Annotated in this window: 20 protein-coding genes and 1 other RNA gene; 7 read left to right on the forward strand and 14 right to left on the reverse strand. The window is 42.8% G+C overall.

The genetic code is table 11. From position 1 onward, the window contains the following. Position 1: 1 nt before the first annotated feature. Together P1X15_RS12605 and P1X15_RS12610 are read left to right on the forward strand one after the other, a co-directional pair. Entirely contained in the window at positions 2-1,357 is a 1,356-nt protein-coding gene (locus tag P1X15_RS12605) for a M28 family metallopeptidase (RefSeq protein ID WP_277338481.1), read from the forward strand. Between the two features lie 31 nt (positions 1,358-1,388). Further along, a complete protein-coding gene (locus tag P1X15_RS12610) occupies positions 1,389-1,937 on the forward strand; it encodes a DUF2911 domain-containing protein (RefSeq protein ID WP_277338482.1) in 549 nt (182 codons plus the stop codon). A gap of 41 nt (positions 1,938-1,978) precedes the next feature. Here the strand turns inward: P1X15_RS12610 and P1X15_RS12615 are convergent, their stop codons facing one another. From P1X15_RS12615 to P1X15_RS12625, 3 genes are all read right to left on the reverse strand, one after another. After that, positions 1,979-2,911 (reverse strand): SGNH/GDSL hydrolase family protein, encoded by a 933-nt coding sequence (locus tag P1X15_RS12615; RefSeq protein ID WP_277338483.1) that lies wholly within the window; start codon positions 2,909-2,911, stop codon positions 1,979-1,981. Positions 2,912-3,006: 95 nt separating this feature from the next. Continuing rightward, positions 3,007-3,189 (reverse strand): hypothetical protein, encoded by a 183-nt coding sequence (locus P1X15_RS12620; RefSeq protein ID WP_028668688.1) that lies wholly within the window; start codon positions 3,187-3,189, stop codon positions 3,007-3,009. A 24-nt stretch (positions 3,190-3,213) separates the two neighbouring features. Continuing rightward, complete coding sequence (locus P1X15_RS12625) at positions 3,214-3,720, reverse strand: histidine phosphatase family protein (RefSeq protein WP_277338484.1); 507 nt, start codon at positions 3,718-3,720, stop codon at positions 3,214-3,216. Positions 3,721-3,776: 56 nt separating this feature from the next. Here P1X15_RS12625 and P1X15_RS12630 point away from each other — a divergent pair, with 56 nt between their 5' ends. After that, positions 3,777-5,486, forward strand: a complete 1,710-nt coding sequence (locus P1X15_RS12630) for a hypothetical protein (RefSeq protein WP_277338485.1) — start codon at positions 3,777-3,779, stop codon at positions 5,484-5,486. A 64-nt stretch (positions 5,487-5,550) separates the two neighbouring features. Continuing rightward, positions 5,551-7,146, forward strand: a complete 1,596-nt coding sequence (locus P1X15_RS12635) for a peptide chain release factor 3 (protein ID WP_277338486.1) — start codon at positions 5,551-5,553, stop codon at positions 7,144-7,146. Between the two features lie 203 nt (positions 7,147-7,349). Here P1X15_RS12635 and pgmB read toward each other — a convergent pair whose 3' ends face one another. The 4 genes from pgmB to murC form a co-directional block, all read right to left on the reverse strand. After that, positions 7,350-8,000: a beta-phosphoglucomutase gene (gene pgmB / locus P1X15_RS12640; RefSeq protein WP_277338487.1), complete on the reverse strand. Its 651-nt coding sequence runs from the start codon at positions 7,998-8,000 to the stop codon at positions 7,350-7,352. A 54-nt stretch (positions 8,001-8,054) separates the two neighbouring features. After that, a complete protein-coding gene (locus P1X15_RS12645; protein WP_277338488.1) occupies positions 8,055-8,909 on the reverse strand; it encodes a TIGR01459 family HAD-type hydrolase in 855 nt (284 codons plus the stop codon). A gap of 30 nt (positions 8,910-8,939) precedes the next feature. Beyond that, a complete protein-coding gene (locus tag P1X15_RS12650) occupies positions 8,940-9,980 on the reverse strand; it encodes a hypothetical protein (RefSeq protein ID WP_277338489.1) in 1,041 nt (346 codons plus the stop codon). A 120-nt stretch (positions 9,981-10,100) separates the two neighbouring features. Then, positions 10,101-11,465 (reverse strand): UDP-N-acetylmuramate--L-alanine ligase, encoded by a 1,365-nt coding sequence (murC, locus tag P1X15_RS12655; RefSeq protein ID WP_277338490.1) that lies wholly within the window; start codon positions 11,463-11,465, stop codon positions 10,101-10,103. A 146-nt stretch (positions 11,466-11,611) separates the two neighbouring features. Here murC and tsaB point away from each other — a divergent pair, with 146 nt between their 5' ends. The 3 genes from tsaB (at position 11,612) to ssrA (ending at position 13,966) form a co-directional block, all read left to right on the forward strand. Beyond that, positions 11,612-12,295, forward strand: coding sequence for a tRNA (adenosine(37)-N6)-threonylcarbamoyltransferase complex dimerization subunit type 1 TsaB (gene tsaB / locus P1X15_RS12660; protein WP_277338491.1), 684 nt, complete (start codon positions 11,612-11,614; stop codon positions 12,293-12,295). Positions 12,296-12,357: 62 nt separating this feature from the next. Then, complete coding sequence (locus tag P1X15_RS12665; protein WP_277338492.1) at positions 12,358-13,467, forward strand: PQQ-binding-like beta-propeller repeat protein; 1,110 nt, start codon at positions 12,358-12,360, stop codon at positions 13,465-13,467. Positions 13,468-13,591: 124 nt separating this feature from the next. Further along, positions 13,592-13,966: a transfer-messenger RNA gene (ssrA, locus tag P1X15_RS12670) on the forward strand. 467 nt (positions 13,967-14,433) lie between these two features. On the opposite strand, the gene P1X15_RS12675 is transcribed toward ssrA, so the two are convergent. The 7 genes from P1X15_RS12675 to lepA form a co-directional block, all read right to left on the reverse strand. Continuing rightward, complete coding sequence (locus P1X15_RS12675) at positions 14,434-14,652, reverse strand: hypothetical protein (protein ID WP_277338493.1); 219 nt, start codon at positions 14,650-14,652, stop codon at positions 14,434-14,436. 880 nt (positions 14,653-15,532) lie between these two features. Further along, positions 15,533-16,093, reverse strand: coding sequence for an aminoacyl-tRNA hydrolase (pth, locus tag P1X15_RS12680; protein ID WP_277338494.1), 561 nt, complete (start codon positions 16,091-16,093; stop codon positions 15,533-15,535). A gap of 79 nt (positions 16,094-16,172) precedes the next feature. Then, positions 16,173-16,967, reverse strand: coding sequence for a LytTR family DNA-binding domain-containing protein (locus P1X15_RS12685; RefSeq protein ID WP_277338495.1), 795 nt, complete (start codon positions 16,965-16,967; stop codon positions 16,173-16,175). A 2-nt stretch (positions 16,968-16,969) separates the two neighbouring features. Next, positions 16,970-18,016 (reverse strand): sensor histidine kinase, encoded by a 1,047-nt coding sequence (locus P1X15_RS12690; protein ID WP_277338496.1) that lies wholly within the window; start codon positions 18,014-18,016, stop codon positions 16,970-16,972. 329 nt (positions 18,017-18,345) lie between these two features. Next, positions 18,346-18,888, reverse strand: a complete 543-nt coding sequence (gene hslV, locus P1X15_RS12695; protein ID WP_028668671.1) for an ATP-dependent protease subunit HslV — start codon at positions 18,886-18,888, stop codon at positions 18,346-18,348. Positions 18,889-19,019: 131 nt separating this feature from the next. Continuing rightward, entirely contained in the window at positions 19,020-20,651 is a 1,632-nt protein-coding gene (locus tag P1X15_RS12700; protein ID WP_277338497.1) for a pyruvate dehydrogenase complex dihydrolipoamide acetyltransferase, read from the reverse strand. Positions 20,652-20,758: 107 nt separating this feature from the next. Then, positions 20,759-22,546 carry a translation elongation factor 4 gene (lepA, locus tag P1X15_RS12705; protein ID WP_277338498.1) on the reverse strand — a complete coding sequence of 596 codons (1,788 nt, stop codon included), beginning with the start codon at positions 22,544-22,546 and terminating at the stop codon, positions 20,759-20,761. Between the last annotated feature and the right edge of the window lie 45 nt (positions 22,547-22,591).

The following is a 22,591-nucleotide window of genomic DNA, read 5'->3' on the forward strand; positions in this document are numbered from 1 at the left end:
TATGAGAAAAATCTCCACACTTTTGGGAATGTACTTTGGCTTTGCACTAGGAAGTCAGGCCCAACAAATCGTTCAGCGTGACCCACTTATTGCGACTATGATTAGTGAAATATCGCCAGATAGTTTGCGGAGTCATATTGATAAGCTGGTGAGTTTCGGTACGCGTCACACCCTAAGCTCAGTTTCTGACCCCAAAAAAGGAATAGGAGCAGCAAGACGCTGGGTTTTGAGTCGTTTCAACGAATTTGCCAAACAATCAGGAGGACGCATGACCGCTACGATTGATTCGTGGATGCTCCAACCCGACGGCAGAAGGGTAGACAAAGAACATGAAATCGGAAACGTAATGGCCACTCTCAAAGGAACGGATCCCAACGACGACCGTATTTTTATGGTAAGTGGGCATATTGATAGTAGGGTGAGCAATGTCAGCAATCGCGAATCTGATGCTCCCGGTGCCAACGATGACGGCAGTGGCACGGCGGCGGTCATCGAACTAGCGCGGGTGATGAGCAAATATTCCTTTCCAGCTACCATCATATTTGTAGCCGTAAGCGGCGAAGAACAAGGATTGCTGGGTGCTAATCATCTAGCCGAACGAGCAACCAACGAAAAATGGAATTTGGAAGCGCTGCTCAACAACGATATCATGGGCTCTAATCATAGCCCAGATACCCGCCTCATTGACAATACCAAATTGAGGGTTTTTAGTGAAGGACTTTCAGGTTTTGAGACCGATAAACGGGCCAACGGAATTCGTCAATATGGTACAGAAAACGACGGAAAAGCACGTACTTTGGCACGCTATGTCAAAGAAATAGGGGAGAGGTACGTTGATAATCTGGAAATCAAACTCATTTATCGCAACGACCGTTATCTGCGCGGGGGAGACCATACTCCTTTTGTCAATCGTGATTTTGCGGCAGTGCGTATCACCGAAATGAATGAAAATTTTAATAACCAACATCAAGACTTACGCACCGAAAATGGAACAGAATACGGAGATTATGCCAAAAACATGGATTTTGAATATTTAAGAAAAAATACTTGTGTCAACTTGGCGACTCTTGCCAATCTTGCGAAAGCTCCTTCTATGCCCCAAAACGTAACTCTTGAAGCACGAAATTTGACCAATACCACTACCCTTTTTTGGCAAGCCCCCAAAGCTGGAAAAGTAAAAGGGTATTATGTATTGATGCGCGAAACGCATTGGCCGTTTTGGCAAAAAAAGTTTTTTACGGATAAAAACGGCCTCACTTTACCTTATTCAAAAGACAATTACTTTTTTGCGGTACAGGCAGTCGGAGAAGAAGGGCACGAAAGCCTGCCTGTATTGCCTCGGCCAAGTATGAGATAGTGATATTTATTAATTTTTAAATTCCCTTATCATGTTCAAAACAACTCTATTTATTTGTGCTTTGGGTTTATTGGGTATCGCAGCTCAGGCCCAAGGTTTTCGCAATGTTGATAAAAGCCCAATGGATGCGGCTTATTTCCCCGACAATTTTGCCCATGACCGTAAAGGTACCGAACAAGCATTGGTACGGGTGCTTTACAGTCGCCCTGCCAAAAATGGCCGTGAAGTATTTGGCAAATTGGTGCCTTATGGCAAGGTATGGCGTACAGGTGCCAACGAAAATACCGAAATTAAGTTTTATAAGGATGTGACTATCCAAGGCAAAAAAGTAAAAGCGGGCACTTATTCGTTGTTTTCTATTCCGGGCGAAACCGAGTGGACAATTATCCTCAATAGCGATTTGGATTATTGGGGTGCTTACCAATACAAGCAAGAACATGACGTACTGAGAGTGAATGTTCCTGCCAAAAAATCGGAGGCTCCTATCGAAAATTTTGCTATTCAATTCCCCAAAGGTGCCGAAGCCGTAATGCGACTTGGATGGGACGATACGGTAGTAGAATTGCCGATGAGCTTTTAATTATAACCCCGGCAACGTTTTGAACGTTGCCGGGGTTGTGGCTACTTTTTCAGCAATTCTCTAATTTCTTTTTCTATTTCGGCGGCTTTCTTCTTAGCTTCTTCGAGCGGGAGGCCAACCGCCATTTCGGGGCGTTTGTGACCTGTAGAAGTGAGCCAAGCATCTTTCATAAACTGCTGACGCTGAGATATTAATTTGTGCACTTCTTTGCTTTTAGGATGAAAAGCAATCGCGCCTTCTAAAGTTTCTGCTTCTTGGACGTCTTTTTGGCCTAAATACGCCAATACAGGCTTTGCCATCAGCCAATGCCCAAGGGCGTCGGGATGAACACCGTCTTTGGCAAAAGTAAATTCAGGATTGGTTTTGCGCCGCTGAGTCAGGTAGTTTTGCATTTCTGAATGAATGTCCACCACTTGCCATTTTTGGATTTTACGTTGTTGAAGAAGCCAATCAGCATAATGGTCAAGTACCGCAGCATAGCCTTTGTCTTTGCCTCTTAATTCATCATAAACGGGCGGAGTGAGGTGGACAATCGGCACTCCAAGCTGCGTGATTTCGTCGTGAAGCCACGTGATACCATCTTTGAATTTTTGAAAACGACCTTCTTCCAAGGGTAGATAGATTCCGTCGTTCATACCGTAGCACGCAAATACAAAGTCGGGCTGGGTTTGGGCTAAAACTCGGGTCAATCGCTCGTGGAGATCAGGTCTTGGAAAGCGTCCCCCGGCGTGATTTTCTTCCGAAAGGCCAGATACTGTCTCGCTTGGGAGGCCTACATTGATAAATTCAAAGTTTTTTTTGGGGTATTTGAGGGTCAGGTATGTTTCGATGTCGGTGATATAATGACCTCCATAAGTAATGCTATTGCCGAGGAAGAGGATACGATGCACATTTTTGGGAAAGGGCTTGGGGCCGTTGCACCATACTGATAGTGGAACCAAGCACACCAAACACAACAATCGTATCGGGTGCATAAAAGAGCTTTTAGGAGTCATTTTGGGGATAATCGTTGCTTTAGGATAAAAAAGTAACCAAACGATAATTTCTCCCTATTTCATCGTAGGTGCTCTTATCTACGAGTAGTATCTATGGCAATAGAATCAGCCTCAGGGGAGACCTCAAAAGCCCTGATAATTTGTTTTTTTTTATTCCAAGGGGCGGTAGTTCGACTAGCCATGTCGATAGCTACGAAAACTACAATCGCCACAAAAATAAGGCTACCAAAGAGAAATATTTTTCGGTTACGATTCATACAAAAGAAGACAGCGATTGGATTTTAGAGATTGGGTCTAAGCTGCTTAGGAGTATCGTAGCTCACAAAAGTACCTGTACGAGCCGAGACTTCCGCCCATTCGAGATCGTCAAACTCAATTGTGACAACGCTTCCTTTGGACATAGAATCAATATTGGCATTGGAAAGATACTCAGCAAAATAGGTAACGTCGGGATTGTGGCCAAAAAGCAGCAGATGTTGGCAGCTCTGAGGTGCGGTATTGACAGCCGCTAAATAAGCTTTAGGGCCTTCATCGTATAGTTGGCGGGTTGTTTGTATTTTCTCTACTTCATACCCGAGTTGTTCGGCCATGATTTGAGCAGTTTGATACGCGCGAGCGGCAGAGCTACTTACCAGCAAATCAGGTTTGAGACCATTGTCGGCTAGAAATTTACCCATGCGAGCGGCGTCGATTTGGCCGGCGGTGGTTAATTCTCTACTAAAATCGCCGAAAAAAGAAGAACCATCTTCGGCTTTGGCGTGGCGAACTATATATAGGTGTCTTTTCATCGAAGTCATTTTTACAAAAATAGCCTATCTTTGCAGGCTCGTCAAGTATTGTCTGCATGAAAATTTTAAACTACATAGTTGCGGCTTTATTGCTTATTGTTGCATTCTTTTTTTACCGATTCGTTTTTCAAAATGCTGTAAATATTCCTTTTTTCGATGATTACGCTTATTTGGAATACATTATTAAGTTTGAAGATGCTCCTAATCTTTGGCACTTTTTGCGAGAATTGGAGTACAAACACAATGGTCATGGGGTCATTACGGCCAAGTTAGTGTTTTGGCTAGACTACCTGCTCACCGGCGAAGTCAACTATCGTACTCTTATTGTGGCAGGCAGTGGCTTGGCAATATTGCTATTTGGTTATTTTTGGAAAGTGCTATCTGTCAATAAGATACCCTTTTACTGTGTGCTGCCGGTGGGATTATTGTTGTTTACGCCTGCTTATCACGAAAATATTTTTTGGGCGGCGGCGCTTTGGCAGTATACTGCTTCCTTCGTGCTAGGGATTGCTACTTATTATTTATTGGCAATGCCTCAGCGTTGGGCTTTGATAGGAGCCATAATAGCGGGATTTTTGACCACTTATACCAATGGTAACGGCTTGTTTGGAATGTATGTAGGAGTAGTGATTCCTTTGTTACAGTCTCGTTATCCCAAGGCCATTATATGGATTGTGGCCTGCGCTATTACGACGGTAGTATTTTATTGGTACTATCCGTTTGGATTTGGTTCGTTGGGACAGGAAAAAAGTTTTAGAAATTCTTTTTTGACGCTGCTTTCTTTTTTTGGTGCTTCGGCCTCTTACTTGCGTGGACGTCTTACGGAGGTGGCTATTTTGGGGACCGCTGTTTCGTTGGCTTTGATTAGTTTGGCCTTGCGTCTGGCTATCTCTTATCTCCGAATGGTGTTTTTGAAAAATGCATCGCCAGCGCCTCTATTAAGTTTATTTCTCAAAAATTCGGCTAATTTATCACTTATCGGTTTGTTGGCATGGCTACTTTTGACAGGCTTAGGCGTAGCAACCGCTAGAGCAGGACAGGCGCTTGAAACTCCCGCGCGCTATATGATATACTCAGTAATGGCAGTGGTGTCGTTGTACGTTACTTTTTTGCTGATTTTTCCTAGGCGTTTTCAGAGTACTTTGGCGGTAGTTATGACCGCCTTTGGGATCGTATTTGCGTTGGGGACTTATTTGTTTGCGGCCCCTGATGTCATTAATTTTAGGAATACATTAGTTGCTGATACTTACAATCTCCCGCATCATCGTAGGGTAAGTGGCAAGCTAGAAACGATGACTAATCTTGTAGTGAAACAGTATTTTGATGAAGCTATAAAAAGAGGTATTTATCATTTGCCAACTCCTATTGTTTCGTCCAAAGACCTCATGACTTATGACTCGACGCAGTTAGTCAAGATACCATTTAGCTTTGACCTTGATACATTACCAGCATACGGAGGGGTAATAATCAATAAAATACAAAATGAAACCGTAGTGTTGGATGAAAGCTCACCCGAAAATGCGGTATTTTTAGTATTACGCAATGATTCCACGGCTTATTTGGCTTCTGTGCGTCAGCATCCAAACCATGGACGAAAATCATTTATTCAGACTGGGCATCATTTTGGGAAAGGCTTTGCGGCTCAGATATACCAAGACAATATCCCCGAAGGAGACTATCAGTTGGGATTGATGTATTATGAAGGTCCCAAAACGCGTGTAGTTTATACTACTCAACGATTTAAAATTCAGGATTTTCGGAAATAAGCTACTAACTTTGCGGACTTTTTCAGATTCGAAAAATCCTAGATTTTGCAATTCTACTTTTACAATGAGTAATCTTCAACAAGAAATCGCCAAAAGGCGTACATTCGCCATTATCAGTCACCCTGATGCTGGAAAAACCACACTTACCGAAAAATTGCTGCTTTTTGGAGGGGCTATTCAAACCGCAGGAGCCGTAAAATCCAATAAAATCAAAAAAACAGCTACTTCTGATTTTATGGAGATTGAAAAGCAACGTGGTATCTCCGTGGCTACTTCCGTCATGACATTTGAATACAATGATTTGCTTATCAATATATTAGATACTCCTGGTCACAAAGACTTTGCCGAAGATACCTATCGTACCCTTACAGCCGTCGATTCGGTGATTTTGGTGATTGATTGTGTAAAGGGCGTTGAAGAGCAAACCGAGCGCCTCATGGAGGTGTGCCGTATGCGCGATACCCCAGTGATTATCTTTATCAATAAAATGGATAGAGAAGGCCAAAATCCGTTTGACTTACTGGATGAATTGGAACAAAAACTCAACATCAAAGTCCGCCCCTTGACATGGCCTGTCAATGGGGGAGCTACCTTCAAAGGAGTGTATCACTTGTTGGAAAAACAAATGTATTTTTTCAAAGTGAACAAAACCAAGGTAGAGGATGAAGTAGCGCTTTTGGAGTTGGAGTCGGATGAGCTAGACCAAAAAGTAGGAGAGCGTGATGCCAATCAGCTGCGTGAGGATGTAGAGTTGATAGAAGGAGTGTATGATGAGTTTGACCGAGACGCGTATTTGGCCGGAAAAGTAGCACCCGTGTTTTTTGGAAGTGCCGTCAACAACTTTGGAGTAAGAGAATTGTTAGAGGCTTTTTGTCAAATTTCTCCCTTGCCCGTGGGGCGTGTCACCAATGTGCGGGTTGTGGAGCCACTTGAGAAGAAATTTACGGGATTTGTGTTTAAAATTCATGCTAATATTGACCCACGTCACCGCGACCGAATTGCGTTTTTACGGGTCTGCTCAGGAGTGTTTGAAAGGGGCAAGTTTTATCATCATACACGTCTTGACAAAGGCGTACGTTTTTCCAATCCTTATAGTTTTATGGCATCTTCCAAGGAAGTCATTGATGAAGGCTTTCCGGGAGATGTGATTGGCTTGTATGATACTGGTACTTTTAAGATAGGGGATACACTTACCGAAGGCGAAAATTTGCAGTATGCAGGTATTCCAAGTTTTTCACCCGAAATCTTCAAGGAGCTTATCAATCTTGATCCTATGAAATCGAAGCAATTGGAGAAAGGAGTACAGCAATTGACCGACGAAGGGGTGGCTCAGTTGTTTACGGTACAGCCCGGCAACCGGAAGGTAGTGGGAACGGTAGGAGAGCTGCAATTTGAGGTGATTCAGTACCGCCTCGAACACGAGTATGGAGCCAAATGTAAGTGGGTTTCGATGAGTACTTCGAGGGCTTGCTGGATCACTAGCGAAGACCCCAAAAAGCTCCAAGAATTTATCCGTTTGAAGGGCACTCAGATCGGGTACGATAAAGACGATAATCCAGTATTTTTGGCGGACTCAGAATGGATGCTCCGTATGAACCGCGACAACAACCCCGACATACAGTTTCATACGACTTCCGAATTTAAAGTGACTGAAAATTAAAACAGTAGAGAATTTTGGGTTGTAATGTCTCAAAATGAGACATTTAGCAGATTTCAATAAAATGAAAAAAGCTGCCCGAAATTCTCGAACAGCTTTCCGACTATATCCACACCATTATTAGTTGTGCAAATATAGATAGAAAACAATTTATTCCAAAAAAAATCCTGTCTTTTTTTGGCTTTGAAAATCCCCTAAAACTAGGTCTAAAATAACGCCTGGAGTAGTTCAAAAATCTCCACATTTACAAGATTGGGAAAGACAATATCAGCTTCTTTCAATACCTCTGCTTGACCGATTCCGACAGTCTTCATGCCGGCTCTTTTGCCTGCTTCTATACCTGCCACAGCGTCTTCAAAAACCACGCATTCGTGAGGAGCTATATTGAGTTCTTGGGCACCTTTCAAAAAGACTTCAGGGTCGGGTTTTCCTTTTGAAATTTTGGTGCCGTCGATGATGACGTCAAAATCTTCCACAATGCCAATTTTTTCTAAAATCGGCTTGGCATTTTTACTAACTGATCCTAGCCCAATCTTGATACCGCTTTGGCGGGTTTTTTCCAAAAAAACTTTCACGCCTGGCAAAATATCGTCGGGTGTCATTTTATTGATTAATTCTACGTACCATTCATTTTTGAGGGTCGCGTAGGCGGCTTTGGTACCCTCGTCGAGGGTGGTATTGCCGTGAGCTAAAATCCGCTCTAACGATTCGGTACGACTTACTCCTTTGAGGTTTTCGTTGAATTCTTCCGAAATGTCGAAGCCAAGTTTTTCATTGGCAAGGCGTCGCCAAGCTTGGTAGTGAAAATGGGCGGTATCTACGATTACGCCGTCTAAATCAAATAGGAATGCTTTCATTGTTATAGAATCATAGGTGAAAGAAGTACATGACCAATGCGAGGATTTTTGGAATTAAGATACAACTGCCGACTCGCACACATAAGTAGGAATGATACCTGTACTTCGAATTCTGATTTCGGCGTCTTCGGCCGGAATATTTCCAGTTAGTACCAATACTGTATCGAGACCAAATTTGTTTCCTCCCGCGATATCAGTCCGAAGTGTATCGCCTACCATTACGATGTCTTTCTTGCCTACTTCAGGGTTTTGGGTAATGACTCGGTCGTAGGCAAACATAAACATTTGAGCGTCGGGTTTTCCAAAACGAATAAATTGCTTTCCGACGATGCTTTCGAGCATGTCGGCTACGGCACCTATGGCAATAGCCACGTGGGTTTTGGAGGTGGGATAAGTATTGTCAGTATTGGCTACAATGACGGGGATGTTACGGCGGCGGAGGAGGTTGATTGCTTTGTTAAGGTCTTCATTCCAGTCAAAGCCTTCGTCGTCGAGTAGTACGAGTGCGCTTATCTCGGAGGCTTTGTCGAGATTTAGATTCGTAATCGAAAGGGTCTTTAAGTCGGCTGTTTCGATATAATGAGCCGAATCTTCGGTACCCAGGTAAGCCACTACTCCGTGCTTTACTTTGAGCTGTAAATACTCCCGTGCAAGCATCCCAGAAGAGATGATATTGTCAGGTGTAATGTCTTGCAAACCTAGTCTCCAATACGACTCCGCAAGCTGCTGCGGGCTACGCGAGGCGTCGTTGGTAAGGATATAAAATTGTTTTTGCTGTGCCTGCAAATAAGCAAACGTATCCACAATATTGGGGATAAGCCCATTAGAGTTTTTGAGGACTCCAAAGGCATCAAAGAAAAACACTTGATAACGGTCGGCAATATCTGTAAAGTTTTCTAAAGCTAACATGCAGGCACAATGGTCTTTTAATGGATATGATTATAGATTTAAGTTTTTCAAAATAGGGTCTACCGAAAAGGTCTCAATAGAAGGGAAATAAATTTCGTAAGCTTCTCTTTGGAGTTTGGTAGCATAAGTACGGTGGAAAAAATACCGCCCATATTTGATGACATAATTGAGAATAAAGAAGCGGTATGCTTCGGGCAAGAAACGTACCTCGCGCTCAGTAAGAGGATATACTTTGTGGTATTCTTCCAAAAACCACCCAAAACGCTCTTCTGCCAAAGGACTAATAAGATAAGAAAACACAGTTCGGTCGCCGGCATCTGAACATACGCGACTGAAAAAGTAAAAATCCATGACACGGTAGCTGATCCGAAACCAGTCATAATCCCAGCGCGAAAAAAGCTCTAATTTTTCGGTAACTGAAAAATTGCCGATGTTCCAATCTAAAAAAACGGGCATGGTTTCTACCGAGCTTGCGACCATCTTTTTACGATTTTCTAAGAAGAGGTTACATTGTTGGCGTAGGGCGTCGATGTTCATACGGTGTTCATAGCGACCCGTATCCGTATCAAGCATATCTAGTAAATCTTGGATATCCGAACGCAATGTTTTGGAAGACTTTGGCATGACTGAGCTTACACTAGCGCAAGCTTTGTGGAAGCGGGCTATTTCGTTGCCAAGTTTTCGGATGTGATGTTCTTCTAGCCTTCGTGGAAGCTTTTCAGCGACGCGGATAGGGTTGTAAAACACCACCCAAACATCAATGTTTTCTTCTTGGTGGCGATAGACATACACTTGGTTGTTTTTGACCAGAGATTTTGCTAGTACGTTTTCAAAAGGATAGAGAAGATTGTTGGCTAAGGTATGAATGAGCCGATGGTCTTCTTTGAAATGCTCATATTTGCCAAAATAAGAAAGCTTGGCAATAACTCGGTCGCCTCCTTCAAGGTTTACTCTAAAAACGTGATTGGTCGAAACGCGGGCACTTATGTCTTCAATGTTTTCGATGGGGCGGCTTGCATCGAAGTCGGCCCACGCAAATCTGATGATGGAAGGATAATCTACAAAACGCATATTAAAAATTTTTGCAAAGATAGCGTAATGCGTCATTTTGTAGCCAAAAAATAAACCTCAGAGAATTCTCTGAGGTTGGCAAGGTTTGGTTTGGAGTAGCAGATAAAAAATAGTTGGCGTTTAGCTTTTTAGAATATCATTCGTTAATGTTTTTAAATCTAATCCGCCAAAAGTGCCCGAACTCATCATGAGTAGATTGGCATTTTGCCACGACTGAGACAATAAAAATTGCTGAAGCGCTTCGACGTCGGTAAATACCTCCAAACGCTCCAACTTAAAAGCGGCCTTTACATCAGCGGGTTCGATAGGGGCAAGTCGCTTATGAGTGAGCGTATGTGGGTTGTAATAGACAATAGCGGTATCTGCGGCGTCGAGTTTATGAGCATACTGTCCAATAAAATCTTTGTTGAGGCTACTAAAAGTATGAAGCTCTACGCAGGCTATAAGTTTTCTTTCAGGAAACTGCGATTTGGCGGCTTTGGTAGTGGCTTCTACTTTGGATGGAGCATGGGCAAAATCTTTAAAAACAGCTGTATGCTCATTTTTGCCTAATGTTTCCATGCGATTGCTTGCTCCTTTGAAGGTCTGAATCGCTCGATAAAACTGCTCAGTCGTGAGTCCGAGTTCTTCGCAGACAGCTAGGGCACCACTGATATTTTTCATGTTGTGCTCCCCAAATACCAATAAAGGCACATCGCCATAGTTTGTAGTAATCAGGAAGGTCTGCCCGTTAACGATTTTGTGGGCGTGTACTTCATAGGGCACGGGTCTTATGTCTACCCTTTCATTTTTGCCAATGACATCGAGCATGTCGTCGGTTTCGTCAAAAATCAGCACACCTGATTTGGGCAGAGAGTCAGCGAGCTGTTCAAATTGCTTCACGTAGCTTTCCCAAGTAGGAAATACATTGTAGTGATCCCACGCAATGCCACTGATAAGGGCGATGTGAGGATGATAATGTAAAAACTTGGGGGCTAGGTCGGTAGGCGAGGCGGGGTATTCATCGCCTTCTACCACAATAAGCGGGGCTTCATCTGATAGCTTTACCATAGTCTCAAAGCCATCAAGCTGCGCCCCTACAAGGTAATCAAACTGACGTTGATTGACCCGCAATGCGTGCAACACCATCGACGTGATAGTGGTTTTGCCATGACTCCCCGCAATCACCACACGCTGTTTATCGAGGCTTTGCTGATAAATATATTCTGGATAAGAGTAAATAGCCAACCCTAATTCTTGGGCGCGAGCAAGCTCAGGGTTATCTTTACGAGCGTGCATCCCTAAAATCACCGCGTCGAGATTGGAATGTATTTTTTCAGGAAACCATCCTATTTCGGCTGGTAATAAACCTAGTTTTTGGAGCTTTGTGCGAGCTGGATCGTAGATTTCGTCATCGGAGCCGGTTACTTGGTAACCTTTGCGATGCAAGGCAATCGCCAAGTTGTGCATCACACTTCCACCAATGGCAATAAAATGAACTTGCATTTGTGTTGGTATCTGAGTTTGAAAAAACTTCCAATGATTCTACCTCCGAACTTGGAAAGTTTGATGAATAGAGTTGTTATTTGCAAAAGCAAATTAACAGCCAATCATTTAAACTATCAAACTTTTCAAATAATACCCCCACAAACGTGTCACTTTTATTAAGTATTGATACCTCTACTCGTGGCTGTTCTGTCGCCTTACATCAAGATGCAGCGCTTTTGGTGAGTTATGATTTATTGGCCGAGAAGTCGTCATCTGGGATGTTAACGACCCTGATTCAGAATGCCGTAACTCACTCAGGATTTACACTTTCGGACCTAGACGCCATTGCCGTGGCCAAAGGCCCCGGCTCATATACTGGACTAAGAATTGCGGTTTCTACGGCCAAAGGGCTTTGTTTTGCACTAGATAGACCGCTTATCAGTGTAAACACACTAGCAGCGATGACTGCTCAAGTGGTAGATTTTTTTGATGAAACGACGCTTTTCTGTCCTATGCTTGATGCCCGCCGGATGGAGGTCTACTGTGCCATATATGATAGTAAGCTGCAAGAATTAGAACCTACCCAAGCTAAAATCATTGATTTGAATTCTTTTGAAAATTTACTTCAAAAATCACGGGTTGTGTTTTTGGGGGATGGTGCAACCAAGTGCCGACAAGTTTTAGAACATCATTCTAATGCACATTTTCGACTTCCTGTAGTATATCCTTCGGCCAAAACGGTAGGACAATTGGCAACGGATTTGTGGAAGCAACAACGTTTTGAAAATGTAGCCGAATTTGAGCCTTACTATCTAAAGGAATTTATGACTACCACTCCTAAAAAATAAAGAGTCATACTTTTTTCTCCTAAACTTCGTTCAAAGTCATAATTACATTTTACATGTATCGCATGAAAAAAATACTCAATTATTCTCTTGGCCTGTTAATCATATTGGTAAGTGCCTGTTCAAAAAAAAGTGACCCTCTTCCCAAAGGCATTGATGCGGTTTTTGTGGGAAGTAGCGACAACAAACTCTACGCTGTAGATGCAAAAACTGGAACAAAAATGTGGGAGTTTGAGGCAAAAGGAGCCGTACATTCGTCGCCAGCATTGGGAGTAGGACTTGTAATTGTGGGGAGTTCGGATGAAAAAGTATATGCATTAGATATCAAAACAGGGGCCAAAGCGTGGGAGTTTGCCGCAGGAATGGGTATTTCGTCGGCTCCATTGGTGCAAGATGCCACTGTGTTTGTTGGTATGGGAAGTACTTCCAACTTTACGAGCAAGTTGTACGCTTTAGATATTGCATCAGGAAATAAAAAATGGGAATTTTCGGTCGATGGTATTAGTATTTCTTCCCCAACTCTTGCTAATGGAAAAATATATGTAGGAGGTTTTACGAATGTGTATGCGCTTGACGCCAAAACGGGTGTCCAAAAATGGGAATTTAAAACAGGCTCCGGGGTAGATTCATCGCCAGCGGTGGCCGATGGAGTCGTATATGTAGGAAGCAATGATTATAATGTGTATGCTTTGGATGCAGAAACTGGTACCCAAAAATGGAAATTTGCGACAAGTGGAGAGGTAAGCTCTTCGCCTACTGTATCTGAGGGCGTGGTGTTTATTGGTAGTTTTGATCGCAAGTTTTATGCACTCAATGCCCAAACTGGCGCCAAACAGTGGGAATATAGAGCCGAGGGTCCTATTTTTTCGTCGCCCGTAGTAGTGAATGGAGTTGTTTATACAGGAAGTATCGATTCAAGAACATACGCACTTGACGTCAAAACGGGGGCTAAGAAGTGGGAGTCAGTAAGCGCCAATCGTATCCAGTCCTCGCCCACTGTGACAGATAGTACAGTGTATATCGGTGGTATCGACGATCGTCTTTATGCTTTAGATAGTCGTACAGGGGCGAAAAAATGGGAGTTTAGAACAGGAGGGAGTATTTATTCCTCTCCTGCGGTGCTCACAAGTGCTGCTAAGGTGTACTATTCGGGGGTGAGTGGAGCACAGCAATAAGGCAGATCAATCTTGACATCTGGGAAGAATAATTTTGAGTACAAATTAATTTTACTTATTAATGAACTTTTATCAAATAAAATCTTGTTCCTCAAAAGCCTAATTGGCAAACACGTAATGCTCTGGGGTCGCCATGGTTTTGACAGCGAGTTGAGGCAATACGTATAAGCACGTCGGGACGTGAGCGCGAGTCCTGTTAAAAACACGCTTAAACAATAGCTGGCGAATATAGCTACGCTATGGCTGCTTAATCCGGAGTGATTAAGCATTAGCCATCGTCTCTCCAACCTCCGTCTTGCTGGTTGGGTCAAGGGGCGTCGAAACGCGAGACTGGCCGCGCTAACGTTGCTAACACGCGGTGAGACACTAGCAAATAAGGCGATTGCTTAGGTCTGTTTTGAACCTTACTTTTGCTCGAAAACCTAATCAAAACTAAGCGTGTAGAAGGCGTACGGTTTCCTTGTTCTGGACGCGGGTTCGACTCCCGCCGACTCCACAACTACAATAAAAGACCCCTCAAAATTATCGTTTTGAGGGGTCTTTTGTGTTTATATGCTGCGTTTTTAGTCAAATTTGCTCCCTTTAATGAAAGGTATTTATTACATTGTTAGCTAAGTTTCTTTAAACTTTACCCGCGGATTGGCGCAGATTGAAATCGCGGACAAACGCAGATGATTGGCTATATGCCCCCTTTTTCGGCGAAAATTTGCGTTTGTATTATTCAGCGGACTTCTGCGGGTAAAAAATAAAACTATTTACTTAACAGTGTATTTATTCCCCTATCTGAGTCATATCAAATTCAATAAAGAGCTTACGAACTATGATATTGCCCTCTTCCTCGGTATCATAATCAAATACTAACGGGTCGAAACCGAACAAAATTACTTTGTGAGTCAACAACATATTGATATTGTCTGACAGCATCATAAGTCGAAACCGAACAAAATTACTTTGTGAGAGACTGAATTAGGCGGCGTTGTTGAATGTCAAGTGAATCTTTAGTTTGGGCGCGTCTAACAATTGGCTCAACTTTTCAAGGTTTGTGTTTCTTATCTCAATGTACTGTCGTAGGTGGGTATCCTTGATACCGTTGGCGCGGTATTGGTCGATGATTTCGGTGTCCATTTCAATCAACTGAAATAGTTTAGCAACGGCGGCGGCTCTTTGTTCGTGGCTCAGTATCAACTCTTGTATTTGTTCCGTAGTTCTAAAAATTAAGTTGGATAATGCCCTTTGAACGTTTGGTAAAAGAATCTGTCGTAAAATCAAACAACCAACGTTTACACTCTACTACGTAAATTTGGTGTAGTTTTAGGGGATACGTTTTTACAAAGTATCCGTCTATTCCTGTCTTTCGCTGATAACGTTGTTTACGTAGGTGTTCAATTCCTTTTTCGTGTAGTTCTGTCCTGTAATCTTTCGGATAGATGCCCAAAAGAGGCTTAATTTGCAAATAAAAAGCAAGAAAAACATTAAAAAGATAAAGCCCCGCTATCGTGAGCGGGGCTTTATACTGACTATTCCTAAACCCTTAACCTTTTCTACATGAAAAAACTAATTCTATCTTTTTCTCAAATTCTTTTCCTCTATCTCAAAAACCGTTCAGCTGCCTGATTGGTTCCACTTTGAGAAGCTCTGTAGCGTGTATTTTAAATCTAAATGACACTTAATACTGAGCTTTGAAACTTACTAGTTTAGACGAGCTTTGATTCTAAAAAGTCACTGTTTTTTAAAAAAACTTTTTGCTTTTTTAATTTAGCTTAGCTTTAAAGAATCCAAAACCTAGTCTCTATACAAATATATTAAACTTAACTAGTGTTTTCATCTTAAAGTTCAATTTGCTTGCGCTGATTGAACGATACAAAGGTCGGAATAAATTTTATAAATCCAAATTTTGAATTTTGACGAATCGAAAGATTGTTCTAAATAAACTTCTTAAAGTCAGTAGTTTATAGAACTTATTTGGAAGTTGTTTTGATATTAAAAGAATTTTATTCTGCTTAGAATAATACAACTTATATAAAATTTTTATTTTCAAAAAAACAAAATTCTTTAAAAAGTACAATCATTGATTGAAATTATTCATAGCGTTCTGTAATCCTAAAGTACAAAAACTGAGTATTGCATCTCCAGCGCGGTCTAAATCGATGAGTAATTCTTCGAAAGAATCTTCTGGAAAATTACTTAAAACAAATTTTACCTGCTGTCCTTTGGGAAAATCGTTGCCGACTCCAAATCTCAAACGGGCGTATTCTTGCGTACCCAACAATTCTTCAATATTGCGAAGACCATTGTGACCGCCGTTGGAGCCTTTAGGTTTAATTCTAATTTTTCCTTGTGGCAGTTGGATTTCGTCCGTAATGACCAAAATATTTTCAAGGGGGATTTTCCACGCTTCCATATAATACCTAATGGCCTTACCACTGAGGTTCATATAAGTAGTAGGTTTGATAAGATATATCTGCCGACCTTTATGCTTAAATTCGGCGGTGTAGGCTAGTTTTTGCATCGAAAACTTGACATCGTGCTGCGCAGCGAGTCTGTCCAAAACCATAAAGCCAATGTTATGACGAGTAAAAGCATATTCTGGGCCAATATTGCCCAAGCCTACGATAAGATACTTCATATTGTTAATTGAATGAATGACGGAAAAGTCGTTTTGAGGATGCAAAACAACAATTCTTTTCCTAAAAATGGAAGATGAATTATTTCTTAGAAGAAACGATTTTTTCTTGTAAGGTAGCAAAAAACAACTCTCGGTAAGTGTCTCCCAAAGGAATGTGACCTTCCGAAACTAGGATTTGGTTGCCGTCTATACCTTGAATTTTGGCAGTAGCCACAATATAAGATTTGTGAACTCGCAAAAAGTAAGGCTTGGGTAATCTTTCCTCCAATTCCTTGATAGTGAGTAGAGTTATAATGCGCTTGTCGTCGGTAAATATGGATACATAATTGCCCAACCCCTCGATATAACGAATAGCTCCCAGATTGACTTTTAAGAGTTTTCCTTTGGTTTCGGTTTTGACAAAAATATAATCATCCAACAACGTCGTAGTATCAGGTGCAGTGTCGGGTTTGGAGTCGCTGTGTTCTGCTTCAATGAGGGTTTGCGCTTTTTGGACGGCTTTCAGAAAACGGTCAAAACGAAAGGGTTTGAGCAAATAATCGACAATATCAAGCTCATATCCTTCTAAGGCATACTGGGGATATGCCGTACACAAAATGACTTTGGTTTGGCTTCCCAAGAGTTTTAAGAACTGAATCCCCGTAAGCTCGGGCATGTGGATATCCAAAAAAATAAGGTCGATTTTACTCTTTTGAATCAGTTGAAATGCTTCAATGGCATTGGTAGTGGCAGCAATAAGCTCTAACGAAGGGATTTTGGCGGTATAATCAATCAAAATATCGAGGGCGTGTTGTTCGTCATCGATGGCAAGGCAGCGGAGGCTTGGCATACTTTCTAGGTTATCTGAACCGTAAAGGTAGGGATTGTTGGCCATAATCAGACTTTTTTGATAGAGAGGCTTACTTCAAAAAGGGCATTTGTATTGGAGATGTGAAGTTGATGCTGATTGGGATAAACTAGTTCTAGGCGTCGTCGCACATTTTGTAAGCCAATCCCACTCGAATGTTCTTTAGGCCCTTCAGATTTGCGATTTTTAATGCTAAACCATAGCGAAGAATCTTCCCCTACACGAAGTTCGATAGTAATAGGATGATGGGGATCGCCTGTTTTTCCATGTTTGAAAGCATTTTCAACAAACGAAATCAGTACCAAAGGCAAGATGCGTTTGCGAGCCAAATTGCCTTCTGTAGAAAAATTGACAGCTAGTTTGTTATCAAAACGAAGTTGATGGATTTGAATATAATTGTTGATATGTTCTATTTCTTTTTCGAGCAATACAAGGCCTTGTTCGTCGGTTTGGTGAAGGCTATATCGCATCATGTCTGACAGAATCAGAATAGATTCGCTGAGCTGAGGAGACAAGGGGCGTGCTTGTGCGTATAAATAACTGAGTGTATTGTACAAAAAGTGAGGATTAATCTGGTTTTTAAGGGAATCTAATTCGGCCGAAAGAGCCGTTTTCTCAAAAAGCTGTTTTTGTCGTTGAGAATTCAGATAATCGTTGTAAAAAGCTATTACAAAACCTAGACCTACAAATGCCCAACCTCGCGTAATAGAAGTAAAAAAAATAAAAGAAAAATGAGTTAGTTGGCTAATCGAAGGGGTAGAATTATCGAAAAATAAGGTGGCAAGGTAAGAACGCCAGATACCTTGCCATAACGGAAATACGAATATGAATGCCAACGTAACCGCTATAAAAGGAAAGACATGTTTTCGCCAGTTGAATAAAGACAAAAGGTAGCCATAACCATACACCGAAACGATTCCGCCACTTACCACAATTCCAATCCAGAAAAACTCCTGTCCCCATCCAATATCATTGATGAGACTGCTGTAGGCAACATAATCTTGGATTAGTTGGGCTATGACCAAGCTTATCCATAGGGCACAATGCCACCAATATTTTTTCCACCATCGATTCATGTCAGCGGGAATTTTCCATTATTTATTGGTAAAGTTTGACAAATATCTGGGCTTTTGGAGGGATTCGCCAATTCAGAAAAAGGATTTTGTATGACTTGGTTTTTTAGGAATGCCAACCCCTTTTTTGTAAGTACCAACTCTTTTGAGGAGTTTAGATAGATTAACCCCTAGAATAAGGTAGTTTATCACTTTTTTTACCAACCCACTTATCATTTCACCATTTTTGAGAATGTATTAACAGCCATGAAATATTTGACCCTTACAGCTATTTTCAAACAAAAAGGGAAGACACCGATGCGTCTTCCCTTTTTGTTTGAAGTCTTGTGATATTATTCTTTGACTTTTTCTACTACCAAGTTGTGGTTAGTATAAATACAAATATCCGCCGCAATATGAAGACTTTCTCTTACCATTTCTTCGGCCGAAAGGTGAGTGGCGTGTTTTTTGAGTGCCAAGGCCGCTGATTGAGCATACATCGCTCCCGAGCCGATAGCAGCTACTTGATTGTCGGGTTCTAAAACATCGCCCGTACCTGAAATGACAAGCATTTCCCCTTTGGCAGCTACAATCATCATGGCCTCGAGTTTGCGTAAAAAACGGTCGGTGCGCCAGTCTTTGGCAAGTTCGATGGCGGCGCGTTTAAGATTCCCACCATAGGCGTTGAGTTTTTCTTCGAAACGCTCCATGAGGGTAAAAGCATCGGCAGTAGAGCCTGCAAAGCCCGCGACTACTTTTCCACCGGCCAAGCTTCTGACTTTGCGAACATTACTTTTGGCGACGGTATTGCCCATAGTGGCTTGCCCGTCGGCACCTAGTACGACCTCTCCATTATGAAGGATTCCTACGACGGTGGTAGCATGAATTTTTTGCATATTTTTTAATCGTAACTGTTCAGTGGACTACTAAATGTAATCGAGTTTGTTTGGAGTGAAACAATCTGATAGTCATAAAAAATCCCTCTCCTAGCAAATCGACTAGGAGAGGGATAGTATATCAAACAAGATTATACTAACATGCCTAGCGGATTCTCTAACAATTTCTTGAAAGTTTGTAAAAACGCCGATCCTGTAGCCCCATCCACTACGCGGTGGTCGCATGAGAGGGTTACTTTCATGATATTGGTAGGATAAATCGTGCCGTCTTCTTTGAAAGCGGCTACTTTTTTGATTCCTCCTACTGCCATGATACAAGAGTCTGGGGGATTGATGATAGCCGTAAATTCGTCAATGCCAAACATCCCTAAGTTGGAGATAGAGAACGTATTGCCTTCCCAATCTTTCGGTTGGAGTTTTTTATCTTTGGCTTTGGCGGCCATATCTTTTACTTCTCCTGCAATAAGCGAAAGTACTTTTTTGTCAGCATCACGTACGACAGGTACAAGCAGACCTTCATCTACGGCTACTGCTACACCGATATTGACGTAATGATAGCGGCGGATTTTGTCGCCCAACCACGCTGAGTTGACGGCGGGGTGTTGTTTGAGGGCTAGAGCCGCTGCTTTGATTACCATGTCGTTGAATGAAATTTTGACAGGGCTTACCTCATTGATTTTACCGCGCAATTCCATCGCCTTATCCATGGTGATTTCCATAGTAAGGTAAAAATGCGGCGCTGTGAAGAGACTTTCGCTGAGACGACGAGCGATAGTCTTGCGCATTTGAGATACTGGGATATCTTCATAGTCGCCGACAGGGGCCGGTGCTGGAGCAGGAGCTGCTTTTTCGGCAGCCGGTGCTGGTGCCGATGTGGCTGCGGTTGGCGCAGGAGCTGCTTGAGCAGCATCAATGTCTTTTTTGACAATCCGACCACCTTCTCCACTACCCGTGATTTTGGTTAAATCTACTCCTTTATCTTTGGCTAGTGCTTTGGCCAATGGCGAAGCTTTGACACGAGCATCAGAGCCATTGTCAGAGGTTTGTGGAGCCGCCGCAGGAGCTGAGGGAGTCGCGGGTGCTGGTGCTGCTTCGGGAGTCGCAGCAGGTGCACTACCTCCATTGAGCAACGCTTGATAATCAGCCCCTTCTTCGCCAATGATAGCAATGACTCCGTCTACTGGAACCGCCTCACCTTCTTTTGCACCTATGTAGAGGAGTATACCGTCTTCATAGTTTTCAAGTTCCATGGTAGCTTTGTCGGTTTCAACTTCGGCCAATATGTCGCCAGATTTTACTTTATCTCCTACTTTTTTAAGCCATGCTACCAATACTCCTTCGGTCATTGTGTCCGACATTTTGGGCATGCGTACTACTGTAGCATTTACATTGGCGGCTGGTGCTGGAGCAGCAGTAGGTGCTGGTGTAGCTTCGGCTGCTGGAGCGGGTTGTTCGGCGGGAGCCGCCGCAGGTGTGGATTGAGTTTCGGAAGCTCCCCCGTCGAGAAGGGCTTTATAATCTTCGCCGGGTGCTCCTACAATCGCCATAATACCATCTACGGGTACAGCGGCGCCTTTTTCGACACCAATGTACAGAAGAGTACCTTCTTGGTATGACTCTAAGTCCATGGTGGCTTTGTCGGTTTCGACTTCGGCGATAATATCACCTGATTTGATTACATCTCCTACTTTTTTGTGCCAAGCTGCAATGACCCCTTCGGTCATGGTATCAGACATCTTGGGCATTCGGATTACTTCTGCCATATGAGTGAGATATGAATATGGATGGGTTCCTTTATGTTTTGAGTTTCAAAATTAGCAGAAACACTAAAAATACCTCTGTAAAGTCACAAAACTTTACATAAGTTATCTTAATTAATTTTCAACACTGCCATAAATGCCTCTTGGGGAATTTCTACACTACCTACTTGGCGCATACGTTTTTTCCCTTTTTTCTGTTTTTCCAAAAGCTTGCGTTTACGCGAAATATCTCCTCCATAACACTTCGCCAATACGTCTTTACGCATGGCTTTGACGGTTTCGCGGGCGATGATTTTTTGGCCAATAGCGGCCTGAATCGCAATCTCAAACATCTGACGAGGAATCAATTCGCGCAATTTTTCGCAAAGTTTTTTGCCCCATTCGTAGGCTTTGGTGCGGTGTACAATCGCCGATAGCGCATCTACTCCGTCGCCGTTGAGCATGATGTCGAGTTTGATCATATCAGATTCTCGATAGTCGAGAAGTTCGTAGTCGAGTGAGGCGTACCCACGTGAGATGGTTTTGAGTTTGTCAAAAAAGTCAAACACAACTTCGGCTAGAGGCATTTCGAACACCAATTCGACGCGGTCGGCAGTGAGATAGTTTTGACTTTTGAGCAAGCCCCGCTTGTCCATACAAAGTTTGAGAATAGGGCCGATGTATTCCGACTTTGTGATGATTTGCGCTTTGATGAAAGGCTCCTCAATCCACTCTATATAATTAGGCTCGGGCATTTCGGAAGGCGCACTTACTTCCAAAATCGCCCCCTTAGTGGTAATGACGTTGAATTTTACGGAAGGGACCGTGGTAATAACCGTCATGTCAAACTCACGTTCGAGACGCTCCTGTACGATTTCCATGTGTAGCATTCCGAGGAAACCACAGCGGAAACCAAACCCAAGCGCCGCCGAGGTTTCGGGTTCCCATACGAGCGAGGCATCGTTGAGCTGTAGCTTTTCCATGGCTTCGCGCATTTCCTCAAACTCACTGGTTTCGACCGGATACAGCCCCGCAAATACCATTGGTTTTACTTCTTCAAAACCTTTGATAGGTTCTTTAGAAGGTTTTTCTACGTGCGTAATCGTATCTCCAACTTTTACTTCGCGGGCCACTTTGATTCCCGAAATCAAATAACCCACGTCGCCGCATTCGACCACATCTTTGGGTTGTTTGTCGAGGCGCAAGGTGCCGATTTCATCGGCGATGTATTCTTTACCTGTCGCCACAAATTTTACTTTATCTCCTTTTCGGATACTTCCATTCTTAACGCGGAAGATTACTTCAATCCCGCGATATGAATTAAATACAGAATCGAAGATAAGGGCTTGAAGCTCGGTGTCGGGATTGCCTTTGGGAGCGGGGATACGTTCAACAATAGCATTCAAAATGTCTTCGATACCAATACCCGCCTTGCCCGAAGCAGGGATGATGTCGTCGCGGTCGCAGCCAAGGAGGTCTTCCATTTCGTCTTTGACTTCTTCGGGCATGGCACCGGGCAGGTCGATTTTGTTTAAGACAGGAATAATCACCAACCCTTGGTTCATCGCCAAGTAGAGGTTAGAAATGGTTTGTGCTTCTACGCCTTGTGAGGCATCTACCAGCAGCAACGCGCCTTCACAAGCGGCAATAGACCGCGAAACTTCGTAGCTAAAGTCAACGTGGCCGGGTGTGTCAATCAGATTGAGGGTGTATTTTTCTCCCTTATAGAGGTAATCCATCTGAATCGCATGACTCTTGATGGTAATCCCCCGCTCGCGCTCCAAGTCCATGTCGTCGAGGAGTTGGGCTTGCATCTGACGGTCGGTGACGGTCTTTGTAAACTCCAACAAGCGGTCGGCCAAGGTACTTTTGCCGTGGTCAATATGCGCAATAATGCAGAAATTACGGATGTGTTTCATCAAAAAATTAATATTGAATATAGCATATTGAGCAGTAAAAAGTAG

The organism is Runella sp. MFBS21 (assembly GCF_029433105.1).
Taxonomy (GTDB): Bacteria; Bacteroidota; Bacteroidia; order Cytophagales; family Spirosomataceae; genus Runella.